Below are 19,287 nucleotides of genomic sequence, written 5' to 3' on the forward strand. Positions count from 1 at the left end.
CCTGCAATCACGATAAATGCGGCTACCCCAGGCGGCTCTTGTTACGCTGGGCTTGCAGAAGGCGGGTCAGTAGTGCCCTCAATGCCGCTGGTTTCACGGGCTTGTTCAGCAAGTGATATCCGGCCCGTTTGACCAAATCCGCGACTTCCTCAGTGCGATCGGCAGTAATCACGATGCCGGGCACATCGCCTTCCATTCGTTCATCAAGGGCATCCAGCGCCATCAAACCGGTAACTTCATTATCGAGGTGATAATCGGCCAGAATGGCATCGGGCGCGCCGTGCAGGTGGCGCAGCACCGATTTGGCCCCCCCGATGGTGGTGGCGGTATGCACTTCGCACTCCCAGCCTTCCAGAATCGCGCGCATGCCTTCAAGGGTCAGGGTTTCGTTATCAATACAAATGACCCTGGTGCCCTTCAGCTTGTTGGCGGCGGTAGGGCGCTTGGGTTCAGCGGCAGCTTCACTCTGTACCACCCCTTTAAGCCACGGCACGCGTAGTGAAAATACCGTGCCGCGGCCCACTTCGGAGCGAAGGCTGAGCGAGTGTTCAAGCACCTTGGCCATACGGTCCGCGATGGATAGCCCCAGCCCCAACCCTTTCTCGCTCTCGCGATGGCGGGATTGCTGATCGAGGCGACGGAATTCCTGGAAGATTTCCGACTGTTTCGACTCAGGAATGCCAGGCCCGGTATCCCAGACCTCAATCAGGATACTGTCGCCCTGACGCCGACAGCCCAGCAATACACGGCCCTGTTGGGTGTAGCGCAGGGCGTTCGAGATAAAGTTCTGAATGATGCGCTGCAACATTTGAGGGTCAGAGTCGATCATGGCGTGTGACATCACGACATGGAATTCCAGCCCCCGTTCGCCCGCCATTACGTCGAACTGCGATTGCAGCGGGGTAATAACCTGGCTAAGACTGAACTGGCGACGTTTTGGCGTCAGCGCGCCAGCATCCAGCTTGGAGATATCGAGCAGGGTGCTCAGCAGCTCTTCAGCGGATTGTAGCGAGGAGTCGATATGGTTGAGTGTACTTAAATGTTCGCTTTCGCTGAGGCGCTGGGTCAGCGCGGAGGTAAACAGCCGTGCCGCGTTAAGAGGCTGTAGCAAGTCATGGCTTGCCGCCGCCAGGAAGCGCGTTTTCGAGGCGTTGGCACTTTCAGCAATCTGCATCGCCTGCCGCAGCGCCTGTTCGGCCTGTGCGCGCACTTCGTTCTCATTGCGCAGTGCTTCGTTCACCGAGGAGAGTTCACGGGTACGGTCGCGGACGCGCTCTTCCAGATGCTCGTTGGTCTCCTTGAGCGCCATTTCGGCCAGGCGGCGATCGGTAATATCCTGATAGAGCGCGAAGAAGCCGAGCACGCGCGAGCCGATGCCGAGGTGAGGGGTGTAGGTCACCAGCATATAGCGCATGCCGCCTTCGCGATCATCCATGGATAGCTCGAAGGTCACACGCTCTCCTGCCAGTGCGCGACGCATCCAGGGCGCGCGGGATTTCCATTCACGCGCTGACATGATGTCATTGGCGCGTTTGCCGATCACCTCGGTACGGTCGATGTGCATCACCGTTTCGTAGGCGCGGTTGGTGAACAGATAGCGGCACTCGGGATCGAAATAAGCGATCAGCGCGGGCACATTATCGGTGTAGATGCGAATGTTGCTCTCGGAGCGAATCAGCGCCTCTTCGGTGCGTTTCTGCTGGGTAATATCCTGATAGGTATAAACAAAACCGCCGCTCGACATAGGGTAGCCCTGAATGTCGAGCACCGTGCCATCCTTGCGATAGCGCTGGTAGTGGTGGGGTTTGCCCGAGTGCAGGTTCTCCATCAACTGGGCAACGTGCTCTTCAGGGTCGCCAGGGCCATATTCGCCGCGCTGAGCGTTATAGCGGAAGACCTTCTCGAAGGGAGTACCCACCCGAATCAGGTTATCGGGGAAGCTGAAAAGCTGAAGATAGCGACGGTTCCAGACCACCAGCCGCTGAGTGTGATCGACAACACTGATGCCCTGGTGCAGGTTTTCCAGCGTGGATTGCAGCAGTGAACGGTTGAAATCGAGCACTTGCGAGGCTTCATCGACGATGGAAACTACATCGGAAAGCTCGATGCCGCGATGGGATAGCGCCGAATTGACCAGAATACGCGCCGAAGAGGAGCCTACCGCTGACGCGAGCAGCCGCTCACTGAACTGGATGGCATCAATCGAGGCGTGTGCTCCCGGCGGCAGGGGAGCGCCCTGGCGGGTGGCATAATCGTTGAAGGCACGTTCGACCTGATCGCTGCTGAGAAAGCGCTGGCACAACGCCTTCAGATCATCAATGGTGGCGGTGCCAGCCCACGGACGGTTGAAGTTTGGCTGAACGCTGGCGCTTTCGACAAACAGCGATGCCTGAATGCGCTCCACTACGCCCGGACGGCTAAGCTGCGAGAAAAAGATATAGCAGAACAGGTTGACCGCTATGGAGAGCATCACACCCTGGGTGAACGGCGCAGAGATAGCGATCCCAAAGGGGTGAATGGGGCTGAGCCAGCCAATACCGAAAGGCCCTTCGGAGAGCAGGGGTTGAGGCAGTACATGGGCGTGTACCAGTAATGGCACCAGCAGGGTGTAGGCCCAGATGGCAAGCCCCGCCGTCATCCCGATGCTGACCCCAAGGCGAGTGGCATTTTTCCAGTAAAGCCCTCCCAGCAGTGCAGGCGTTAGCTGCGCCAGGCCCGCCAGCGATAGCCAGCCGAGATCAGCCAGCGAACTACTGGCGCCCATCACGCTGTAGACGCCATAAGCGGCGGCCATCACCAGCACGATAATCAGGCGTCGTGTGCGCAGTAACCAGGTGGTGTAGCCGCGCCCGGCACGCTCGAAATGCCCCAGCTTCAGCAGCAGCGGAATAATGACCTCGTTGGAGATCATGATCGACAGCGTGACGCTGGCCATCACCACCATGCCGCTGCCGGCCGCAAAACCGCCGATAAAGGTGAGCATCCCCAGCCAATGGCTATCCATCGCGATGGGTAGCATCATCAAATAGGTGTCGGGGTCGATTGCAGTGTTGCCAAACAGCGCCAGGCAGATATGGGTCAGAGGCAACAGGCACAGCATCGCCAGCAGCATGTAGCCAGGAAAGAGCCAGCGGGCGCGCCGCGCATCATCCTCGTGGGTATGCTCCACCACTGTGACGTGAAATTGGCGTGGTACGCAAAACACGGCGGCCATCGCCAGCAGTACCTGTACCCAACTGCCACGGCTGTCGTGATGAGTGACAGCATTGTGTGAAGAATACGTTGAGGGCAGGGTGCTGGGATCGACCGGTGTGCTGAACAGGTGGCTGCCATTCCACGCCAGCCAGACCGCCGCGGCGCCTAGAATCAAGAGCACCAGCAGCTTGAAAATAGATTCGAAGGCAATGGCCTGGATAATGCCTTCATGGTGCTCGGTAGCGTTGGTGTGGCGCGTACCGAAGAGAATGGCAAACAGCGCCAGCAGCGGTGCGAGGTAGAACGCAGTGTCGTTTCGAAGCGAAAAATCGAGCGACCCATTGGCGTTGGTGAAAATATCGACACTGAGCGAAATGGCTTTGATTTGCAGGGCAATATAGGGAAGGGTGGCGATCAAGGCCGCTAGCCCGGTAAACGCCGCCAGCGCCTGTGACTTGCCATAGCGGGAAGCGATAAAGTCGGCCAGCGAGGTCACGTTCTGGAGCTTGGCAACGCGGATCATCTTGTTGAGCACTGGCCAGAACAGCAGTGCCACCAGCAAGGGGCCAACAAAGATGGGGAACATGCCGTAAGAGGAGTGAGCCGCATCGCCCACCGCGCCAAACACCGTCCAGGAGGTGCAGTACACGGCGAGCGTCAGGCTATAGACTATCGGTCTTCTACGCGCAGCACCGCTCACCGTGGCACGATGGTCACCGCGCCAGGCAATCACGAACAGCAGCGCGATATAGCAAAATGCAATAACGCTTAATAGCCAGCCCTGAAACATGCTTTTCCCCTTGCAACAGGCGTGATATCGCGTGCATGAACGCTTGCGAGCCACGCCCTGTTTCACCCTTTATTGGCGCCAATGGTATCATTAGCGCCATTTCTTGATCTCGATATTCAGAGAGTTTCCATGTCTACCAACGCTTCCGCGCAGGATGCGCCGCTCGGCCATGCTGCTGGCACTGCCGAGTCTTCCAGCGATACCTTCGATTCCCACGAGCGCAACGACGCTGCCAGTGAGACGCCGGCACTACGCACTCCCGACTTTGGCAGCGATGCTGACGCGCCCAAGCGGCAACGTGAATTCAACAAACTGCAAAAACGCCTGCGGCGTCTGGTCGGCAACGCGATTGTTGATTACGGCATGATCGAAGAGGGCGACCGCGTCATGGTGTGCCTGTCGGGAGGCAAGGATTCGTACACCATGCTGGAGATTTTGCGCAATCTTCAGAGCAGTGCGCCAGTCAACTTTGAGCTGATAGCGGTCAATCTTGATCAAAAGCAGCCCGGTTTTCCAGAGCATGTGCTGCCTGAATATCTGCGTGAAACAGGTCTGCGCTTTCACATTGTCGAGCGGGATACCTATTCCATCGTCAAGGAAAAGGTGCCGGAAGGAAAAACGACCTGCGGACTCTGCTCACGCTTGAGACGCGGCACCCTGTATGGCTTTGCCGAGGAAATTGGCGCGACCAAGATTGCGCTGGGCCATCACCGTGACGATATTCTTGAAACGCTGTTTCTCAACATGTTCTTTGGTGGATCGCTCAAGGCCATGCCGCCCAAGCTGCTATCAGACGATGGTCGCCATATCGTGATACGCCCGCTGGCCTATGTGCCTGAGTCGGCGATTATCGAATACGCCAGCGCCATGGAGTTTCCGATTATTCCCTGCAATCTGTGCGGCAGTCAGGAAAACCTGCAGCGCCAGAACGTCAAGGATATGCTGAACGAATGGCAGCGTGCTCACCCGGGGCGTATCGAGACCATGTTCAAGGCGGTGACCAACGTGGCACCTTCGCAACTAGGCGACCGCGAACTGTTCGACTTCAAGGGGCTGGAAGCCGAACGTGAACGGCGTCAGCGAGACCGTATCGACGTGACGTCGGTAAGCGACGGCAACGAACTGCTGGAATGGAAGGTGGTGCGCTGATCGTGTTCATTCCGGCGGTCAGGGCAGCGAGAAACGCCTAAGCATCACCTTCGCGCATCCTGTCTTAACCTGATGAAGAAAAGTGTTTGACTTTCATGGGGGTATAGGTAGAATGCGCAGCCACACGACACGGGTAACGGGTGGTTAGCTCAGTTGGTAGAGCACCTGCCTTACAAGCAGGGGGTCACAGGTTCGAATCCTGTACCACCCACCATTGTTAAAGCATAAGTTCTTCGGGATGAGCTTTTTCATAGGGTTGTGGTATCACACGCAGTACATTGCGGACCGGTAGTTCAGTTGGTTAGAATGCCGGCCTGTCACGCCGGAGGTCGCGAGTTCGAGTCTCGTCCGGTCCGCCATTCTGTGAAGTGATAGAGCAGTAAAAGGAGCGTTGTTTGATTCGGACCGGTAGTTCAGCTGGTTAGAATGCCGGCCTGTCACGCCGGAGGTCGCGAGTTCGAGTCTCGTCCGGTCCGCCATACAGCCTTTCTTCTTGTACGCTGTCAAATGAAGCACAGCTTACATATTGGGTGGTTAGCTCAGTTGGTAGAGCACCTGCCTTACAAGCAGGGGGTCACAGGTTCGAATCCTGTACCACCCACCACATATCAGTGTGATGGAGCGCCTGAACAGCACCATCAAACAGTGGACCGGTAGTTCAGCTGGTTAGAATGCCGGCCTGTCACGCCGGAGGTCGCGAGTTCGAGTCTCGTCCGGTCCGCCACTTTTTAACGGAAATGAATGCTCCGTTACTCCCAAGACGCCGCAAGGCGTTTTTTTATGCCTGAAATTTGTTGGCCTGGTATCTACGCGCCTCTAAACAACATCAGAGGTGGCAGAAGAAGGGCAGCCTTGTTTAGCTCTTGATACCCCTCAGCCTTCCAGAACTTCCCGGTTATCAATAATCAGCTCACTGAGAAAATCAGCGACAGCTCTCGTTCGGCGCGACTGGGCCAGATCCGATTGAATAACCAGATAAATGGGTTGATCTACGCCAATATCTGAATCAACACAGACAAGCCCTGCATTCCGCGCAGCAAAGTGCGGTAGTACGGCCATCCCCAGCCCTGCCGTTGCGGCAGAAATTTGTGCGGTCAGTGAAGTGGTGACCAGGGAAGGGCGCCTGCCCCTCAATATGCGTTCTATCCATTGAGCAGCGGAAAGATGGGCGAACATATCCGACCAGGCAATGAAGGCAGCGTTTTCATGGCTACCATACTCTGCTGAACTCGATTGCCTACGGATATAATCAATGCTGGCATACAGGCCGTAGCCCATGATGCCAAGCCGCCGAAAACTAACGTTACCTCGCTGAGGTTTCACCATCCGAATGGCTAAATCCGCTTCATGTCGATGGATATTGACGGTGGATATATTGGTGATGACTTCTACCAATATATTCGGATGAGTCGCTTGAAATTTGGTCAGATTGGGAAGAATAAGCCCGGTGGCAAGATTTTCAGCCGTCGCCAGCCGCACAGTCCCTGATACCTGTTCCGAGAAATGCGCATCGGATGTCAGGGCGAGGGCAGCAGATTCCATTGCCTCCGCTTTTTCAATGAGGTCACAGCCTTCCCTGGTAAGGGTGTAGCCACTTTGCTGACGCAGGAACAGCGGTACGCCCAGCGCTTTCTCCAACCGATCAATATGTCTTGAGAGTGTGGCAATTCCCGTACCCATACGAAGAGAGGCCGCGCTTAGTGTCCCGTGACGGGCGATAGCCAGAAATACAGCGATATCATCCCAGATGAGTTTTTGTGTCGTCTTGTTTTCATTTTTGGAAACCACGTTTTTATTTTTCTCCGGTTTTTTCATTAATGGATTATGTCACTGTAGCGCTGACCATCGCAGGAGAAAACCGTCATGCAGAAAAGAACACTAGGAGCTGATCTGGAAGTATCAGCCATCGGGTTAGGGTGTATGGGGATGAGTGAATTCTATGGCCCCAGGGATGATGAGGAGTCATTGAACGTATTGGCGAGAGCCGTAGAACTCGGCATCAATTTTTTTGATACCGCCGACATCTATGGGCCTCATCACAATGAGCAACTGATCGGCGACTTTCTTCGCCACAGCAGTGCCAGTATCAAGGTTGCCACCAAATTCGGGATTGTTCGCAAGCCCAACGAATACAAACGTGATCTCAATAACCGTGCGACTTATGCACGTCACTGTTGCGAAGCATCATTACGACGTTTGGGCGTGGAACAGATTGACCTTTATTACGTGCACCGAGTCGATCCTCATCATCCTATCGAAGAGACCATGGAAGGGCTGGTCGAACTAATCAAAGAAGGCAAGATAGCCCGGATCGGACTTTGTGAAGTCAGTGAAGAGACACTTCGGCGGGCGCATGCCATTCACCCCATCACGGCAGTTCAGACCGAATATTCGCTCTGGACGCGCGGTGTGGAGGCCGATGTTTTGCCGACCTGTCAGGAGTTGGGTATCGGATTTGTTCCCTATTCTCCTTTGGGACGAGGATTCCTGACCGGCCGCTTTCAGGAAGATAGAGAATTCGAAGGTGGTGACTTCCGGGCCAGCTTGCCGCGTTTTGCCCAATCGGCCATTGGCACCAATCGTCGTATTGCTGATGTCATCGCAGATATGGCCCGAGAGAAAGGATGCACATCAGCGCAGTTGGCACTGGCCTGGTTGCTGGCCAAGGGGGATCACATTGTGCCTATTCCCGGAACAAAGCGTCTGAAGTATCTCGAAGAGAATGCCCAGGTCTCGGCAATCACGTTATCCGAGTCCGAAAGTGCTGCACTGGAAGCCGCCATTGAGCAGCTTCCTGTCATGGGAGAGCGGTATACCCCTGAAGGAATGAAGGGAGTAAACACATGACAGCTTCCTCCTCCAGCCGGCGGGAAAGCGCCTTGGCACTGCTAAACCAGCTGGAACAAGGTGCCCCTGAAAAGGTAGCCGATAATCTCGATGCCCTGGATAGAGATGCCATAGAACTGCTGCTCGGCTTTGCATTTGCCGATGTTGTCTCACGTCCTGGGCTCAGCCTTCCTTGTAGAGAAATGCTCACCGTCGCCATGCTGGCTGCCATGGGCACCACGCCGGGCCAGCTTGATTTTCATATGCGAGCAGCACTCAACACCGGAGTCTCCCGCGAGGAGATCATCGAAATTATTTACCAGGTCGCCGTCTATGCAGGCATTCCTGCCGCGATTAATGCAGTTGCTTCCGCACGGAAGGCATTTGCAACGACTTGATAAATATCTTTATAGGATAAGGAAAAGCAGATGAATACCCCGCAAGATGTTTCCTGAATAAGAGGCACACTTCCTGCGTCGTAGTCGAGGAAAAATCACAGTTAGCGATAATAAGTCGCTATTGATGATAATTCTCCGTATTCAGTTGCTTGGCAGGTCGTATTTGGAATGTGATCTTCAACATCTTTAGGGAACATGGGGGCTGATATCATTCCAGCATGTGAGAGAAGCCAAACGCCCACAAAAAAGCCGCTCTGCTAGACCAGAGTGGCTTTTTCATTTCATTGCCCAGCCGAAAATACGATTAATGCAGTTTGAGTTTGGGGCGCAGCCAGCGGTTGAGACGATCAACAATCACTTTGGCACCGGTGCGCAGCCAGCCGTAGATCGCCATCTGGTGCATGCGGTAGAGCGATGAGTAGGACATTCTGGCAAGCCATCCTTCCACAAAAAGCCCACGCACCGAGGAGCCGTTCATCAGGGTGCCGAAGGTCTGGAAGCGTGACAGCGACACCAGCGATCCCATGTCCTTGTAGACAAAGGGAGCCAGTTCTCCGCCATTGAGGAGCCGTTTGAAGCTTTTGACCAGGTGCGATGACATTTGGTGCGCCGCCTGAGCACGGGGGGGCACTCTCTTGTCGTTGGGCTGCGGGCAGGCTGCACAGTCACCAATGGCAAAAATTCGGGGATCATCAATGCTGACCAGCGACGGCTCGACCTTGATCTGATTGTTGCGCTCGGTAGAAAGCCCAAGGGTTGAGAGCAGGTCAGCGCCACGCACCCCGGCGGCCCATACCATCAGGTCGGCATCAATACGCTCGCCTTGGGCTGTTTCGAAACCATGCTCGTCGGCCTTGGCGACCTGAGTGTTCACATGGATTTTGACGCCCAGCGACTCAAGCTGACGATGAACATTCTGGCTAATGCGCTCACCCAGAGCCGGTAGCATCCGAGGGGCTGCTTCGATGATATGCACCTTCAAGCGGCTGCGTGAGAAACCGTTGGCGTTGTAGCTCGAAAGCATATCAATCGCGTTATAAAGCTCCGCTGACAGCTCTACCCCTGTTGCGCCAGCGCCCACGATAGCGACGGTCAGGTCATTATCGGCATTGACGTCGGCGGTGGTGCGCAAAAAGGTATTCAGCATCTGTTGACGGAAACGCTCGGCCTGCTGGGGGCTATCAATAAAGAAGCAGTTCTCTTTTACGCCTGGCGTGCCAAAGTCGTTGGAGACACTGCCGAGTGCCAGCACCAGGTAGTCGTAGTCGAAATGACGCTCAGGAAGCACCTCTGCTCCCTCTTCATCGGTAATGGCCGAGAGGGTGAGCTTCTGCTGCTGGCGGTCAAGCGCGCTCAAATTGCCCAATTGGAAACGGTAGCCGTTGGCACGCGAGTGGCTAAGATAGGAAACCTGATCCAGCTCGGTGTCGATGGCGCCCACCGCCACTTCGTGCAGCAGCGGTTTCCAGATATGGGTAGGGTTACGGTCGATCAGCACAATGTCGGCCTTGTTACGCTTGCCCAGCGTGCGGCCCAGCTTGGTAGCCAGCTCAATGCCACCAGCGCCGCCGCCTACCACTACGATACGGGGTAACGCCATGTTGCCTCCTCGGGATTCACTTCAACGATGAAAAGATCAGGGGGGCTTGCCATCTCGTTGCCTATTCGAAACGGAAACAGACCCTAAACAGGAATTTATCGCATGTTAGCAGGTCGGGTAGCTGAACGTGACACCCGGATTGCGGAGTTTTTGGGAATATCTGCTTCTGATTATTGAAAGTGTCTTTCCTTTTATGAGGAAAATAACCCTCGGCCATTTCCACCTGGCGACAAATGGTACGCTGTCACGCTCGTGGCTATTCACCGCTTGCGTGATAGGGTGGAGCCACTACCCGTTTTCTATCGCCGTCAAGGAGCCTTTATGCACCCTGCGCTTGCCCGGACCCAACTCGTGATCTGTGATCTGGATGGCACGCTCGTCGATTCTATCCCTGACCTGGCGGCTGCTCTCGATACCGCTTTCGAGCAGAGCCAGCTTGTGCCACCGGGGCAGAGCAAGGCGCGTCATTGGGTGGGCAACGGCACTGAAATGCTGGTGAAGCGAGCACTCGCCGATGCCCATGAAATTGACGAGCAGCAGGTGGATGATCTTGAGTTGAGCCAGGTGCTGGGGCGCTTCTCTCGTGCTTATGCTGATTCACCGAGCCGCTACTCTCGGCTTTACCCTGGGGTGCTTCGTTTCCTTGAATGGCTCAAGGAGGCGAAGGTCATAGTGGCACTGGTGACCAACAAGCCGAATGAATTCGTCGGTCCGGTGCTCAAGGCCGTCGGCATTGAAGAGCATTTTGCCATGGCGCTGGGGGGTGACTCGCTAGCTCGCAAGAAGCCTGATCCAGCCCCTTTGCTGCACGTACTGGAGCGGTTCGATATCGCGGCGGATAACGCCTTGATGGTAGGAGATTCGCGCAGTGATATTCGTGCGGGGAAGGCGGCTGGAGTAGCGACCCTGGCGGTGAGCTATGGGTATAACCACGGCGAGCCCATCGCGCGAAGCGAGCCTGACTGGATTGTCGATTCGCTGGCCGAGCTGATCAGCGATTAATTCTCCGTGAGCCGTGCCGGCACAGAGATTCGCCGTGTGCTCAGACACCGATTGCGGTACTCTTGGGTTCGCCTTATCGGGCTGTTTTATTATGTTTTCGTCGATCAATAGGGAAACCGATGTCCTGCGATTGCCAGCCGTACTGCCTAATGCGTGAAACGCATTCGACGCGATGGTGAGCGGCGGCCCTATTTCAATGACCGCCATTGCCTTATTCACCGTTGCCAAGAGATACCCTTATGATGACCGCCGATCACTTCGCTCAGCTCGCCGCTGAGGGCTATAACCGCATTCCTGTGTCGCGTGAAATTCTCGCTGATCTTGATACACCGCTTTCTACCTACCTGAAGCTCGCTGACGAGCCGTGGAGCTTCCTGCTCGAATCGGTGACCGGTGGTGACAAGTGGGGACGTTATTCGATTATTGGCTTGCCCTGCCGTGAGCGTATTGAAGTGCGCGGTTTCAAGGTGCGCCACTATGTCGATAACGAATTGGGCGGTGCGACTGAAGTCGAGGACCCGCTGGCGTGGATTGATCAGTTCAGAATGCGTCGCAAGGTGGCCGAACCTGAGCGTGCGGGTATTTTTGCCGGTGGTCTGGTGGGGTATTTCGGTTTCGATACGGTGCGCTACATTGAGCCGCGCTTGCAGGGAGTGAGAAAGCCTGACCCGATCGACGTGCCCGATATCATGCTGCTGGTGTGTGAAGAAGCACTGATTTTCGACAATGTGTCGGGACGTGTAACGCTGCTGACCCATGTAGACCCCACCACCACGGATGCACTGGCGCAGGCGCATCGTCGTATCGACGAGCTTGAACAGCAGCTGCGCGAACGCACGCTGTCGCTGAAAAGTCCGGGTACTGGCCGTGATATCGACGAAAACGACTATTTCGCCAGCTTCACTGAAGAAGGCTATAAAAGCGCTGTCGAGACCATCAAGGAGTACGTCAAGGCAGGGGATCTGATGCAATGCGTTCCTTCGCAGCGCATGAGCATCGCATTCGATGCCGCACCGCTTGATCTCTATCGCTCGCTGCGCACGCTCAATCCTTCTCCCTATATGTTTTTCTTCAATCTGGGCGATCACTATGTGGTGGGTTCTTCGCCGGAAATTCTGGCACGCCTTGAGGGAGAAGAGATCACCTTGCGTCCGATCGCCGGCACCCGTAAGCGCGGCGCTACGGCTGAAGAAGATGCTGAGCTGGAGCAGGATCTGCTCAACGATCCCAAGGAGCGCGCCGAGCATGTGATGCTGATTGATCTGGGGCGCAACGACGTGGGGCGTATCAGCGTTGATGGCAGTGTCGAACTGACCGATACCATGACCATTGAGCGCTATTCTCATGTGATGCACATCGTCTCCAACGTTACCGGCAAGATAAAGCCGGGGCTTGGCCCCATTGATGTACTGCGCGCTACCTTCCCGGCAGGCACTGTATCAGGTGCGGCCAAGGTGCGTGCGCTGGAAGTGATTGATGAAATCGAGCCGGTCAAGCGCGGGGTCTACTCCGGCGCGGTGGGGTATATTTCGTGGCAGGGCAATATGGATACCGCAATTGCCATTCGTACCGGCGTCATCAAGGATGGCCAGCTTCACGTTCAGGCCGGTGGCGGTATCGTCGCGGATTCCAACCCTGAAGATGAATGGCAGGAGACGCTGAACAAGCGTCGTGCAATGTTCCGAGCAGCCTCCATGGCTGAGCGGGGTCTCGATAACCTTGGGCAGGAGTAGCGTTTAGCCCGTATCCAGTGGCCCGGCCATCGTAGAGGCTGGCCGGGGCTGATAGGGAGTACCTACCGTGGGCCAGTTTTTTCATTACACTTCTCTGGGCGTGCTGTCGCTACTGCCCGTTGCAAACCCGCTCACCAGCATGTCGCTGCTGTTATCGCTGGGACATGGCCTGAGCGCAGCGGAACGTAACCGGCAGGTCTTCAAGTCGGCCATCTATGTCGGCGTTATCCTGCTGGCGTGCTTTTATGGCGGCAGTCTGATAATGAGCGTCTTCGGTATTTCTCTACCGGGGTTGCGCCTGGCGGGCGGACTGATTGTCTGCTACATCGGCTTTACCATGCTGTTTCCTTCCGATCAGCCCAGTGAGGAAGATGCTCAGCACGCGATGCTAAGCGATGAAGAGAAGGCCAGACCTTATGTGCGCAACATAGCTTTTGTGCCATTGGCGCTGCCTGGTACAGCGGGGCCGGGGGCTATTGCGCTGGTGATTAGCATGGCTTCAAGCATCAACCCTCAGGAACGTGGCTCCCTCGCGCTGAATCTAAGCGTCTTTGCGACGATCCTGATTGTGGCCGGTGTATATTGGCTGGTACTGCGCAGCTCTGGCGTCATCATGAAGGCGCTGGGAGAGTCCGGGCTTGATGCAATTTCGCGTTTGGTGGGCTTCCTGCTGATCGGTATGGGTGTCCAGTTCGGTATTAACGGAATTTCCGAAGCGATACTGAATTTTCAGGCTGGATAAAAGCGCGGTCTTGCCGGGATATGTCAGAGGCGCGTAAGTGGCTCCTTCCTGAGATATAACGAAGTCGTGGTTTCGTTCCGCTGCTCGGCTTCCTTTTCTTCTTTCTTTTCCCTGCTTTTTTATCTCCAAGACCATGAGCGTTCGACAACGCCCATGGCCTTCAGCGCGTTACATATCTGGGTAGTGGGGGCCACCGCCGCCTTCGGGAGCAGTCCAGGTAATATTGCGCGCGGGGTCCTTGATATCGCAGCTTTTGCAGTGAATACAGTTCTGGAAGTTGATCTGAAAGCGTGGACCATTCTCACCCTGAACCACTTCGTAAACACCGGCAGGGCAGTAGCGCTGGGCGGGTTCGGCGTATTCCGGCAGATTGTGCTCTATCGGAATAGCAGGATCAGCGAGCTTTAGGTGGCAGGGTTGATTCTCTTTGTGGCTGACGCTGGAGAGAAATACCGACGAGGGCTTGTCGAACGACAACGTGCCGTCCGGTTTGGGATAGTCAGGCTGTGTGGCGTTTTTCGCGAGGTTTAGCGTTGCATCGTGGGCGGTGTCACGAAGTGCAGGAAGTCTTCCTTTCAGCCATTGATTGAGCAGGTTATAGGCACCGCCACGCAGCGCGCCATATTTGTGCAGTGCGGGGCCGAAGCTGCGATGCTGCTGAAGCTCCTGCCATGCCCAGCTATGCTGCCAGCGCTGGGTGAAGTCATCGAGCCGAGCGCCTCCGGCGCTGCCAGCGGCAAGCGCATCACACACGCTTTCGGCGGCGACCATCCCTGACTTCATGGCCGTGTGCAGCCCCTTGATCTTGGCAAAATTGAGCGTACCGGCATCGCAGCCGAGCAGCAGGGCGCCGGGCATCACCATATCAGGAAGGCTATTGGCTCCGCCCTTGGCAATGGCGCGAGCACCGTAGGCCAGACGTGTGCCGCCTTCGAGATGACGCTTGAGCAGCGGGTGGTGCTTCATGCGCTGAAATTCGTCGAAGGGTGACAGATACGGGTTGCGATAGTTGAGATCGACAATCAGGCCGACCATCACCTGACGCTGATCGCCGTGGTAGAGAAACCAGCCGCCGTCGGCATTGTTGGCGAGAGGCCAGCCAGAGCCGTGTATGACCAGCCCGGGTGAATGTTGCTTGGCCGGTACTTCCCACAGCTCCTTGAAACCTATGCCGTAATGCTGGGGGTCGCAGCCCGCATCGAGTTCAAAGTGTTCGATCAAGCGCTTGCCGATATGGCCGCGTGCGCCTTCACAAAAAAGGGTGTATTTGGCGCGCAGCTCCATGCCGGGCATGTAGTTGGCGGTAGGCTGACCATCGGTGCCCACCCCCATATCGCCAGTAAGTACACCTTTGACGGTATCGTCTTCGATAATCGCCTGTTGAGCCGCAAAACCGGGGAAAATATCGACACCAAGCTGCTCTGCCTGCTCAGCGAGCCAACGGCACAGCGCGCCAGCACTCACTATGTAGTTAGGCGCGTTGCCGCCAGTGTTGTGCATGCTGGCCGGTACGAGCGCATTGGGCACCTTGAATGCTTTGGTGCTGCTATTGAGCAGATACACATCGTCTTGAGTGACCGGCGTTGATAGCGGTGCGCCGCGAGTTTGCCAGTCGGGAAACAGTTCGTTGAGTGCGCGTGGCTCCAACACTGCGCCGGAGAGAATATGTGCACCCACCTCGGCGCCTTTCTCGACCACACACACGCTCAGCGTCTGCTGGGTGTCGTGGGCCTTCTGCATCAAGCGACACGCCGCCGCCAGCCCACTTGGGCCAGCACCGACAATAACAACGTCGAACTCCATGACGTCTCGCTCAACCGCTTGTGTCATAACGTGTCTCCTGCCAGCGGATGCGGCGTTTCTATCACGGGGATAGTGATTCTGCTGTGTAGTGAAAGGCCAGCGCCCAGCGATAGCAGGGGCTTGGTGGCACTCATTCCAGAGTGGCAACACTATCAGCCCCGCTTTCTGACAGCGCGTCAGGAGCAGTGAGCAACGCTGCCATAAAAGGTTGCCAAAGCGGGAAGTGCGCCGACAATTGCGTATGTATTCGGTTAGTTTAACGTTGATTGCCATTACGTTTAAGCATTGCGAGCCGTGCAGGGGAGTGGATAGCGCTCACGGAGTGAATGGTGGACTGGCTGGAGAAGCTGAAGCCATCATCTCTCTCATCCCTTCACTCTCTCTTCTGCCTATAATGCGCGGTGCGTTCGCGACACCTGCCAGGCAGTGCTATCTTTTTTGTTAAGGTGGAACGGGGCAGTGCGGCGCTGCATAACAGTGAGCGATAGGGAGAGCGCAGGCTCGCTGGGCGGGCGTATTCCTTACCTTCACTTCTTATCATGTCAACCTTGGGAATGCTTCATGTCGCTGTGGCGCTTGCTTCGTCCTTTTATGCTGGAACATCGCCGCACCTACACGCTGGCGGTACTGATGCTGCTCGTTACCAATACGATCGCGATGCTGTTGCCGTGGTGGATAGGGCGCACCGTCGATGCGCTCAGCGTGCGGCAGCTCTCTGCGGCGCAGTTGGCAGAAAGCGTGGCGCTGATTGGTGTCATGGGGCTGGCAATTTATGTGACGCGCTTTTTATGGCGGCGGCTACTGTTCGGGACTGCCTACACGCTGGGAGTCAGGCTGCGCAGCCGCTTCTATGCCACTCTGCTCACCCTAAGCCCACAGTTCTTCCATCATCACTCCAGTGGCGATCTGCTGGCGCGGGCTACCCAGGATAGCGATGCCATTGAAATGGCCGCTGGCGAAGGGGTGTTATCCAGCGTTGATGGTTCGCTGATGCTGGTAGCGGTGCTGGTGTCGATGGTGCTCGTCGTGGATGCGCCGCTGACGCTACTGGCGATCCTGCCATTTCCGCTGTTGGCGTGGCTTTTTTACAAGACCGCAAAACGTGTTCAGCAACGCTTTACGATCTCCCTTAATCACTTTTCGCGCCTGAGCGAGCACAGTCAGGAAGCATTGTCCGGCATTCGCACGCTTAAAAATCACGACCTGATCGAAGCGGAAATTGCCTCATTTGCGCAGCAGGCCAGCGCTACTTCCGAGGCGGATTATCGCGTTGAGCGCGCTGAGGCTCGCTACGATCCCATCGTATTTATAACGATGGGGGCCGCCATGCTGCTGACGCTGATAGTAGGCACCCTGCGCTATCAGAGCGGCGCCATCACGATTGGCAATCTCACCAGCTTCACCCTCTATCTGGTCGAGTTGATCTGGCCGATGTTCGCGATTGGCTGGTGCTTGAATCTGCTTCAGCGCGGGGAGGCGGGCGCTCGTCGCTTGAATGAAGTGTTCGATGCCGAGGTGGATATCAAGGACAGTGGCACTCTTGAGCACCTTGAGGGAAGTGATCTGGCGGTGTCGATACCGCACTTTAGCTATCCCGATACCCAGCGAGCGGTGCTTCAGGATATCGACCTTACGATCAATGCCGGCACCACGCTGGGCATCGTGGGCGCTACCGGAAGCGGAAAATCAACGCTGTTGAAACTGCTGGTACGGCAATATGAGGCGCAGACTCACCGTATTACGCTGGGCGGCCATGCCTTGCAGGAGTACCGTCTGGATACGTTGCGCAGCGCCTTTGCCTATGTACCGCAGAATGCTTTCCTGTTTGCCGCCACGCTGGCGGAGAATCTGCGGCTGGGCAAGCCGAATGCCACTACTGATGAACTGTATGAAGCTCTTGATCGCGCCGCTTTCTCAAGCGATATCGGGGCGCTGCCAGAAGGGCTTGAGACGATGATCGGCGAGCGCGGCGTTACCTTATCGGGCGGTCAACGGCAGCGTATTGCGCTGGCCCGCGCGCTGCTGTGTGACGCTCCCATCCTGCTGCTGGACGATACTCTCTCGGCGGTGGATTACACCACCGAGCAGCGCCTGCTGCACACCCTGACCCAGCAGCATGGCGAGCGCACGCTGGTGATCGTGAGCCACCGCTTGTCGGCAGTGGCCCCCGCCGATCACATTGTGGTGCTTGAAGAAGGTCGTATCGTGGAGCAGGGGCGTCATGCGCAGTTGCTTGCCCTGCGCGGCCATTATGCTGCCCTGTGGGAGCATCAGGCGACGCGCCGCAATGGCAGCGGGGAGGCATATCCATGAAGCTTCGTGATCTGCTGCTGGGGCCGCTCAAGGAGCACCCCCGACGCGCGTGGGGAGCGCTGATCCTGCTGATCTTCGCCACCGGCTGCGATGTGCTAGGCCCCTGGCTGGTGCAGTTCTATATAGATCACCATCTGGTGCCGCACTATTTTCCGCAGCAGGCGCTGGTGCTATTGGCGCTGGCCTATATGACCACGCAGCTCGCGGCTGCCGGTGGGCGCTATTGGCAAAGCGTGCTGTTTGCTCGGGTAGCCGCGGATGCGATACGTGATTTACGTGTGCGAGTGTTTGCCCATCTGCTGCGCCTTCCTCAGCATCGCATCGACGCAACGCCCATTGGTGAACTGACCAATCGCGTCACCAGCGATACCGATGCAATGCGTGATTTCTATGTAGGGTTCCTCTCTTCGGTATTGAAAAGCAGTGTGCTGTTGGTGGGCATTTTCATCGCCATGACGCTGATTGATGTGCGCTTGACCCTGATGTCTGCGCTGCTGATTCCGGCTGGTGTGGTACTGATCTGGATATTTCAGCGTCTCTCCAATGCTGCCGCGATGGGAGTGCGCCAGCTACGCGCGCAGCAGAGCGCCCGGCTTAACGAAGCCATTCAGGGCATGCCGATCATTCAGATGTTCCGTCAGGGGCCGCAGTTTCTGGAGCGCTTCGATCGGATTGGTCGGCAGCAGTATCGGCTAAGGCTGAATATTGTTCGCTTCAACGCTTTGCTGCTGCGTTCCGGCGTTGATTTGCTGAGCACCCTGGTGCTGGCGGGGCTGATCTATGGCTTCGGTATTACCCAGTTGGGAAGCGAACATCAGGCCATTGGCATTGGCGTGCTCTACGCCTTCATTGCCTATCTGGGGCGTGTCTCGGAACCGCTGATGGATATCTGCCAGCGTTTCTCGCTCTATCAGCGCGCCAGTGTTGCGGGACAGCGCTTGATTAATGTGCTGGAAACACCTGTTGCCAGGGTAGGGCGCGATCAGAGACCGATCGAATGGCCGCAGCTAGAGCTGCGTGAGCTGCGCTTTCGTCATCAGGGCGCTGCGCGGGATACCTTGCAAGGTATTTCTGCCGTGATTGCGCCCGGCACCTTCGTGGGAATTGTCGGGGCCACGGGGAGCGGCAAATCGACCCTGCTGGATGTGCTGTGTGGATTGAAGCCGATCAGTGATGGCGAGCTATTGCTTGATGGACGCACGCTGTCCGGCATTGCGCCGGCGGTGTTGAGTGACACCATTGCAGTGGTGCCTCAGGAGCCGTTTCTGCGCTCCACCACGCTGCGGGACAATATTCTGCTGGGGCTAGAAGTATCAGATGACGCGCTGGCCGAGGCGGTGAGTGCGGCGCGCCTTGATGACGTAGTTGCTACCTTGCCGAAGGGACTGGATACCCCGCTGGGGGAACGCGGTTTGTCGCTGTCGAGTGGTGAGCGGCAGCTATTGGCGCTGGCCCGTGCGCTCTTGCGCAAGCCGGCCATTTTGATGCTCGATGAGGCTACCGCGAGTATCGACAGCGCTACCGAAGCGGAACTGGGCAAGGCGCTGGATGCGCTGCACGGCAAGGTCACGCTGATCGTAGTGGCTCACCGGCTGGCAACCATTGCGCACGCGGATCATATCCTGGTGATGGAGAACGGAGTGATTGCTGAAGAAGGCCGCCACGAAGCGCTGCTTGAGCGGCCTGAAGGACGCTACCGGCAGCTGTGGCAGAGTGCCGCCAGCGATACCTGATAG

Annotated in this window: 12 protein-coding genes and 5 tRNA genes; 13 read left to right on the plus strand and 4 right to left on the minus strand. The window is 56.6% G+C overall.

The window, feature by feature from the left end:
• Positions 1-22 precede the first annotated feature (22 nt).
• Complete coding sequence (locus L881_RS0104975) at positions 23-3,985, minus strand: hybrid sensor histidine kinase/response regulator (protein WP_025732614.1); 3,963 nt, start codon at positions 3,983-3,985, stop codon at positions 23-25.
• Between the two features lie 129 nt (positions 3,986-4,114).
• Between L881_RS0104975 and ttcA the strand changes: the two genes are divergently transcribed.
• From ttcA to L881_RS0105005, 6 genes are all read left to right on the plus strand, one after another.
• A complete protein-coding gene (ttcA, locus tag L881_RS0104980) occupies positions 4,115-5,134 on the plus strand; it encodes a tRNA 2-thiocytidine(32) synthetase TtcA (RefSeq protein WP_025732615.1) in 1,020 nt (339 codons plus the stop codon).
• Between the two features lie 138 nt (positions 5,135-5,272).
• Positions 5,273-5,348: transfer RNA gene (locus L881_RS0104985), tRNA-Val, on the plus strand.
• Between the two features lie 68 nt (positions 5,349-5,416).
• A tRNA-Asp gene (locus L881_RS0104990) sits at positions 5,417-5,493 on the plus strand.
• Between the two features lie 43 nt (positions 5,494-5,536).
• Positions 5,537-5,613 (plus strand) — tRNA-Asp (locus L881_RS0104995).
• 49 nt (positions 5,614-5,662) lie between these two features.
• Positions 5,663-5,738, plus strand: a tRNA-Val gene (locus L881_RS0105000).
• Between the two features lie 43 nt (positions 5,739-5,781).
• Positions 5,782-5,858 (plus strand) — tRNA-Asp (locus L881_RS0105005).
• Between the two features lie 149 nt (positions 5,859-6,007).
• On the opposite strand, the gene L881_RS0105010 is transcribed toward L881_RS0105005, so the two are convergent.
• Positions 6,008-6,949 carry a LysR family transcriptional regulator gene (locus L881_RS0105010; protein WP_025732616.1) on the minus strand — a complete coding sequence of 314 codons (942 nt, stop codon included), beginning with the start codon at positions 6,947-6,949 and terminating at the stop codon, positions 6,008-6,010.
• A 48-nt stretch (positions 6,950-6,997) separates the two neighbouring features.
• On the opposite strand from L881_RS0105010, the gene L881_RS0105015 reads away from it, so the two are divergent.
• Both L881_RS0105015 and L881_RS0105020 read left to right on the plus strand, forming a co-directional pair.
• Positions 6,998-7,981, plus strand: coding sequence for an aldo/keto reductase (locus tag L881_RS0105015; protein ID WP_025732617.1), 984 nt, complete (start codon positions 6,998-7,000; stop codon positions 7,979-7,981).
• Positions 7,978-8,358, plus strand: coding sequence for a carboxymuconolactone decarboxylase family protein (locus L881_RS0105020; protein WP_025732618.1), 381 nt, complete (start codon positions 7,978-7,980; stop codon positions 8,356-8,358). The genes L881_RS0105015 and L881_RS0105020 overlap by 4 nt, the downstream gene beginning before the upstream one ends.
• 304 nt (positions 8,359-8,662) lie before the next feature.
• Here the strand turns inward: L881_RS0105020 and L881_RS0105025 are convergent, their stop codons facing one another.
• Entirely contained in the window at positions 8,663-9,958 is a 1,296-nt protein-coding gene (locus L881_RS0105025) for an NAD(P)/FAD-dependent oxidoreductase (RefSeq protein ID WP_025732619.1), read from the minus strand.
• A 321-nt stretch (positions 9,959-10,279) separates the two neighbouring features.
• Here L881_RS0105025 and L881_RS0105030 point away from each other — a divergent pair, with 321 nt between their 5' ends.
• The 3 genes from L881_RS0105030 to L881_RS0105040 all read left to right on the plus strand — a co-directional run bounded on the left by L881_RS0105030 (position 10,280) and on the right by L881_RS0105040 (position 13,435).
• Positions 10,280-10,960, plus strand: coding sequence for a phosphoglycolate phosphatase (locus tag L881_RS0105030; RefSeq protein WP_025732620.1), 681 nt, complete (start codon positions 10,280-10,282; stop codon positions 10,958-10,960).
• Between the two features lie 242 nt (positions 10,961-11,202).
• A complete protein-coding gene (gene trpE / locus L881_RS0105035; RefSeq protein ID WP_025732621.1) occupies positions 11,203-12,693 on the plus strand; it encodes an anthranilate synthase component I in 1,491 nt (496 codons plus the stop codon).
• Between the two features lie 67 nt (positions 12,694-12,760).
• Positions 12,761-13,435, plus strand: a complete 675-nt coding sequence (locus L881_RS0105040; protein ID WP_025732622.1) for a MarC family NAAT transporter — start codon at positions 12,761-12,763, stop codon at positions 13,433-13,435.
• Between the two features lie 168 nt (positions 13,436-13,603).
• Here L881_RS0105040 and L881_RS0105045 read toward each other — a convergent pair whose 3' ends face one another.
• A complete protein-coding gene (locus L881_RS0105045) occupies positions 13,604-15,265 on the minus strand; it encodes an electron transfer flavoprotein-ubiquinone oxidoreductase (protein WP_025732623.1) in 1,662 nt (553 codons plus the stop codon).
• 534 nt (positions 15,266-15,799) lie between these two features.
• Here L881_RS0105045 and L881_RS0105050 point away from each other — a divergent pair.
• Complete coding sequence (locus tag L881_RS0105050; RefSeq protein WP_025732624.1) at positions 15,800-17,551, plus strand: ABC transporter ATP-binding protein; 1,752 nt, start codon at positions 15,800-15,802, stop codon at positions 17,549-17,551.
• Entirely contained in the window at positions 17,548-19,284 is a 1,737-nt protein-coding gene (locus L881_RS0105055; protein WP_034578625.1) for an ABC transporter ATP-binding protein, read from the plus strand. Before L881_RS0105050 ends, L881_RS0105055 begins: the two co-directional genes overlap by 4 nt.
• Positions 19,285-19,287 lie beyond the last annotated feature (3 nt).

Source organism: Carnimonas nigrificans ATCC BAA-78, assembly GCF_000526695.1.
Classification (GTDB): domain Bacteria; phylum Pseudomonadota; class Gammaproteobacteria; order Pseudomonadales; family Halomonadaceae; genus Carnimonas; species Carnimonas nigrificans.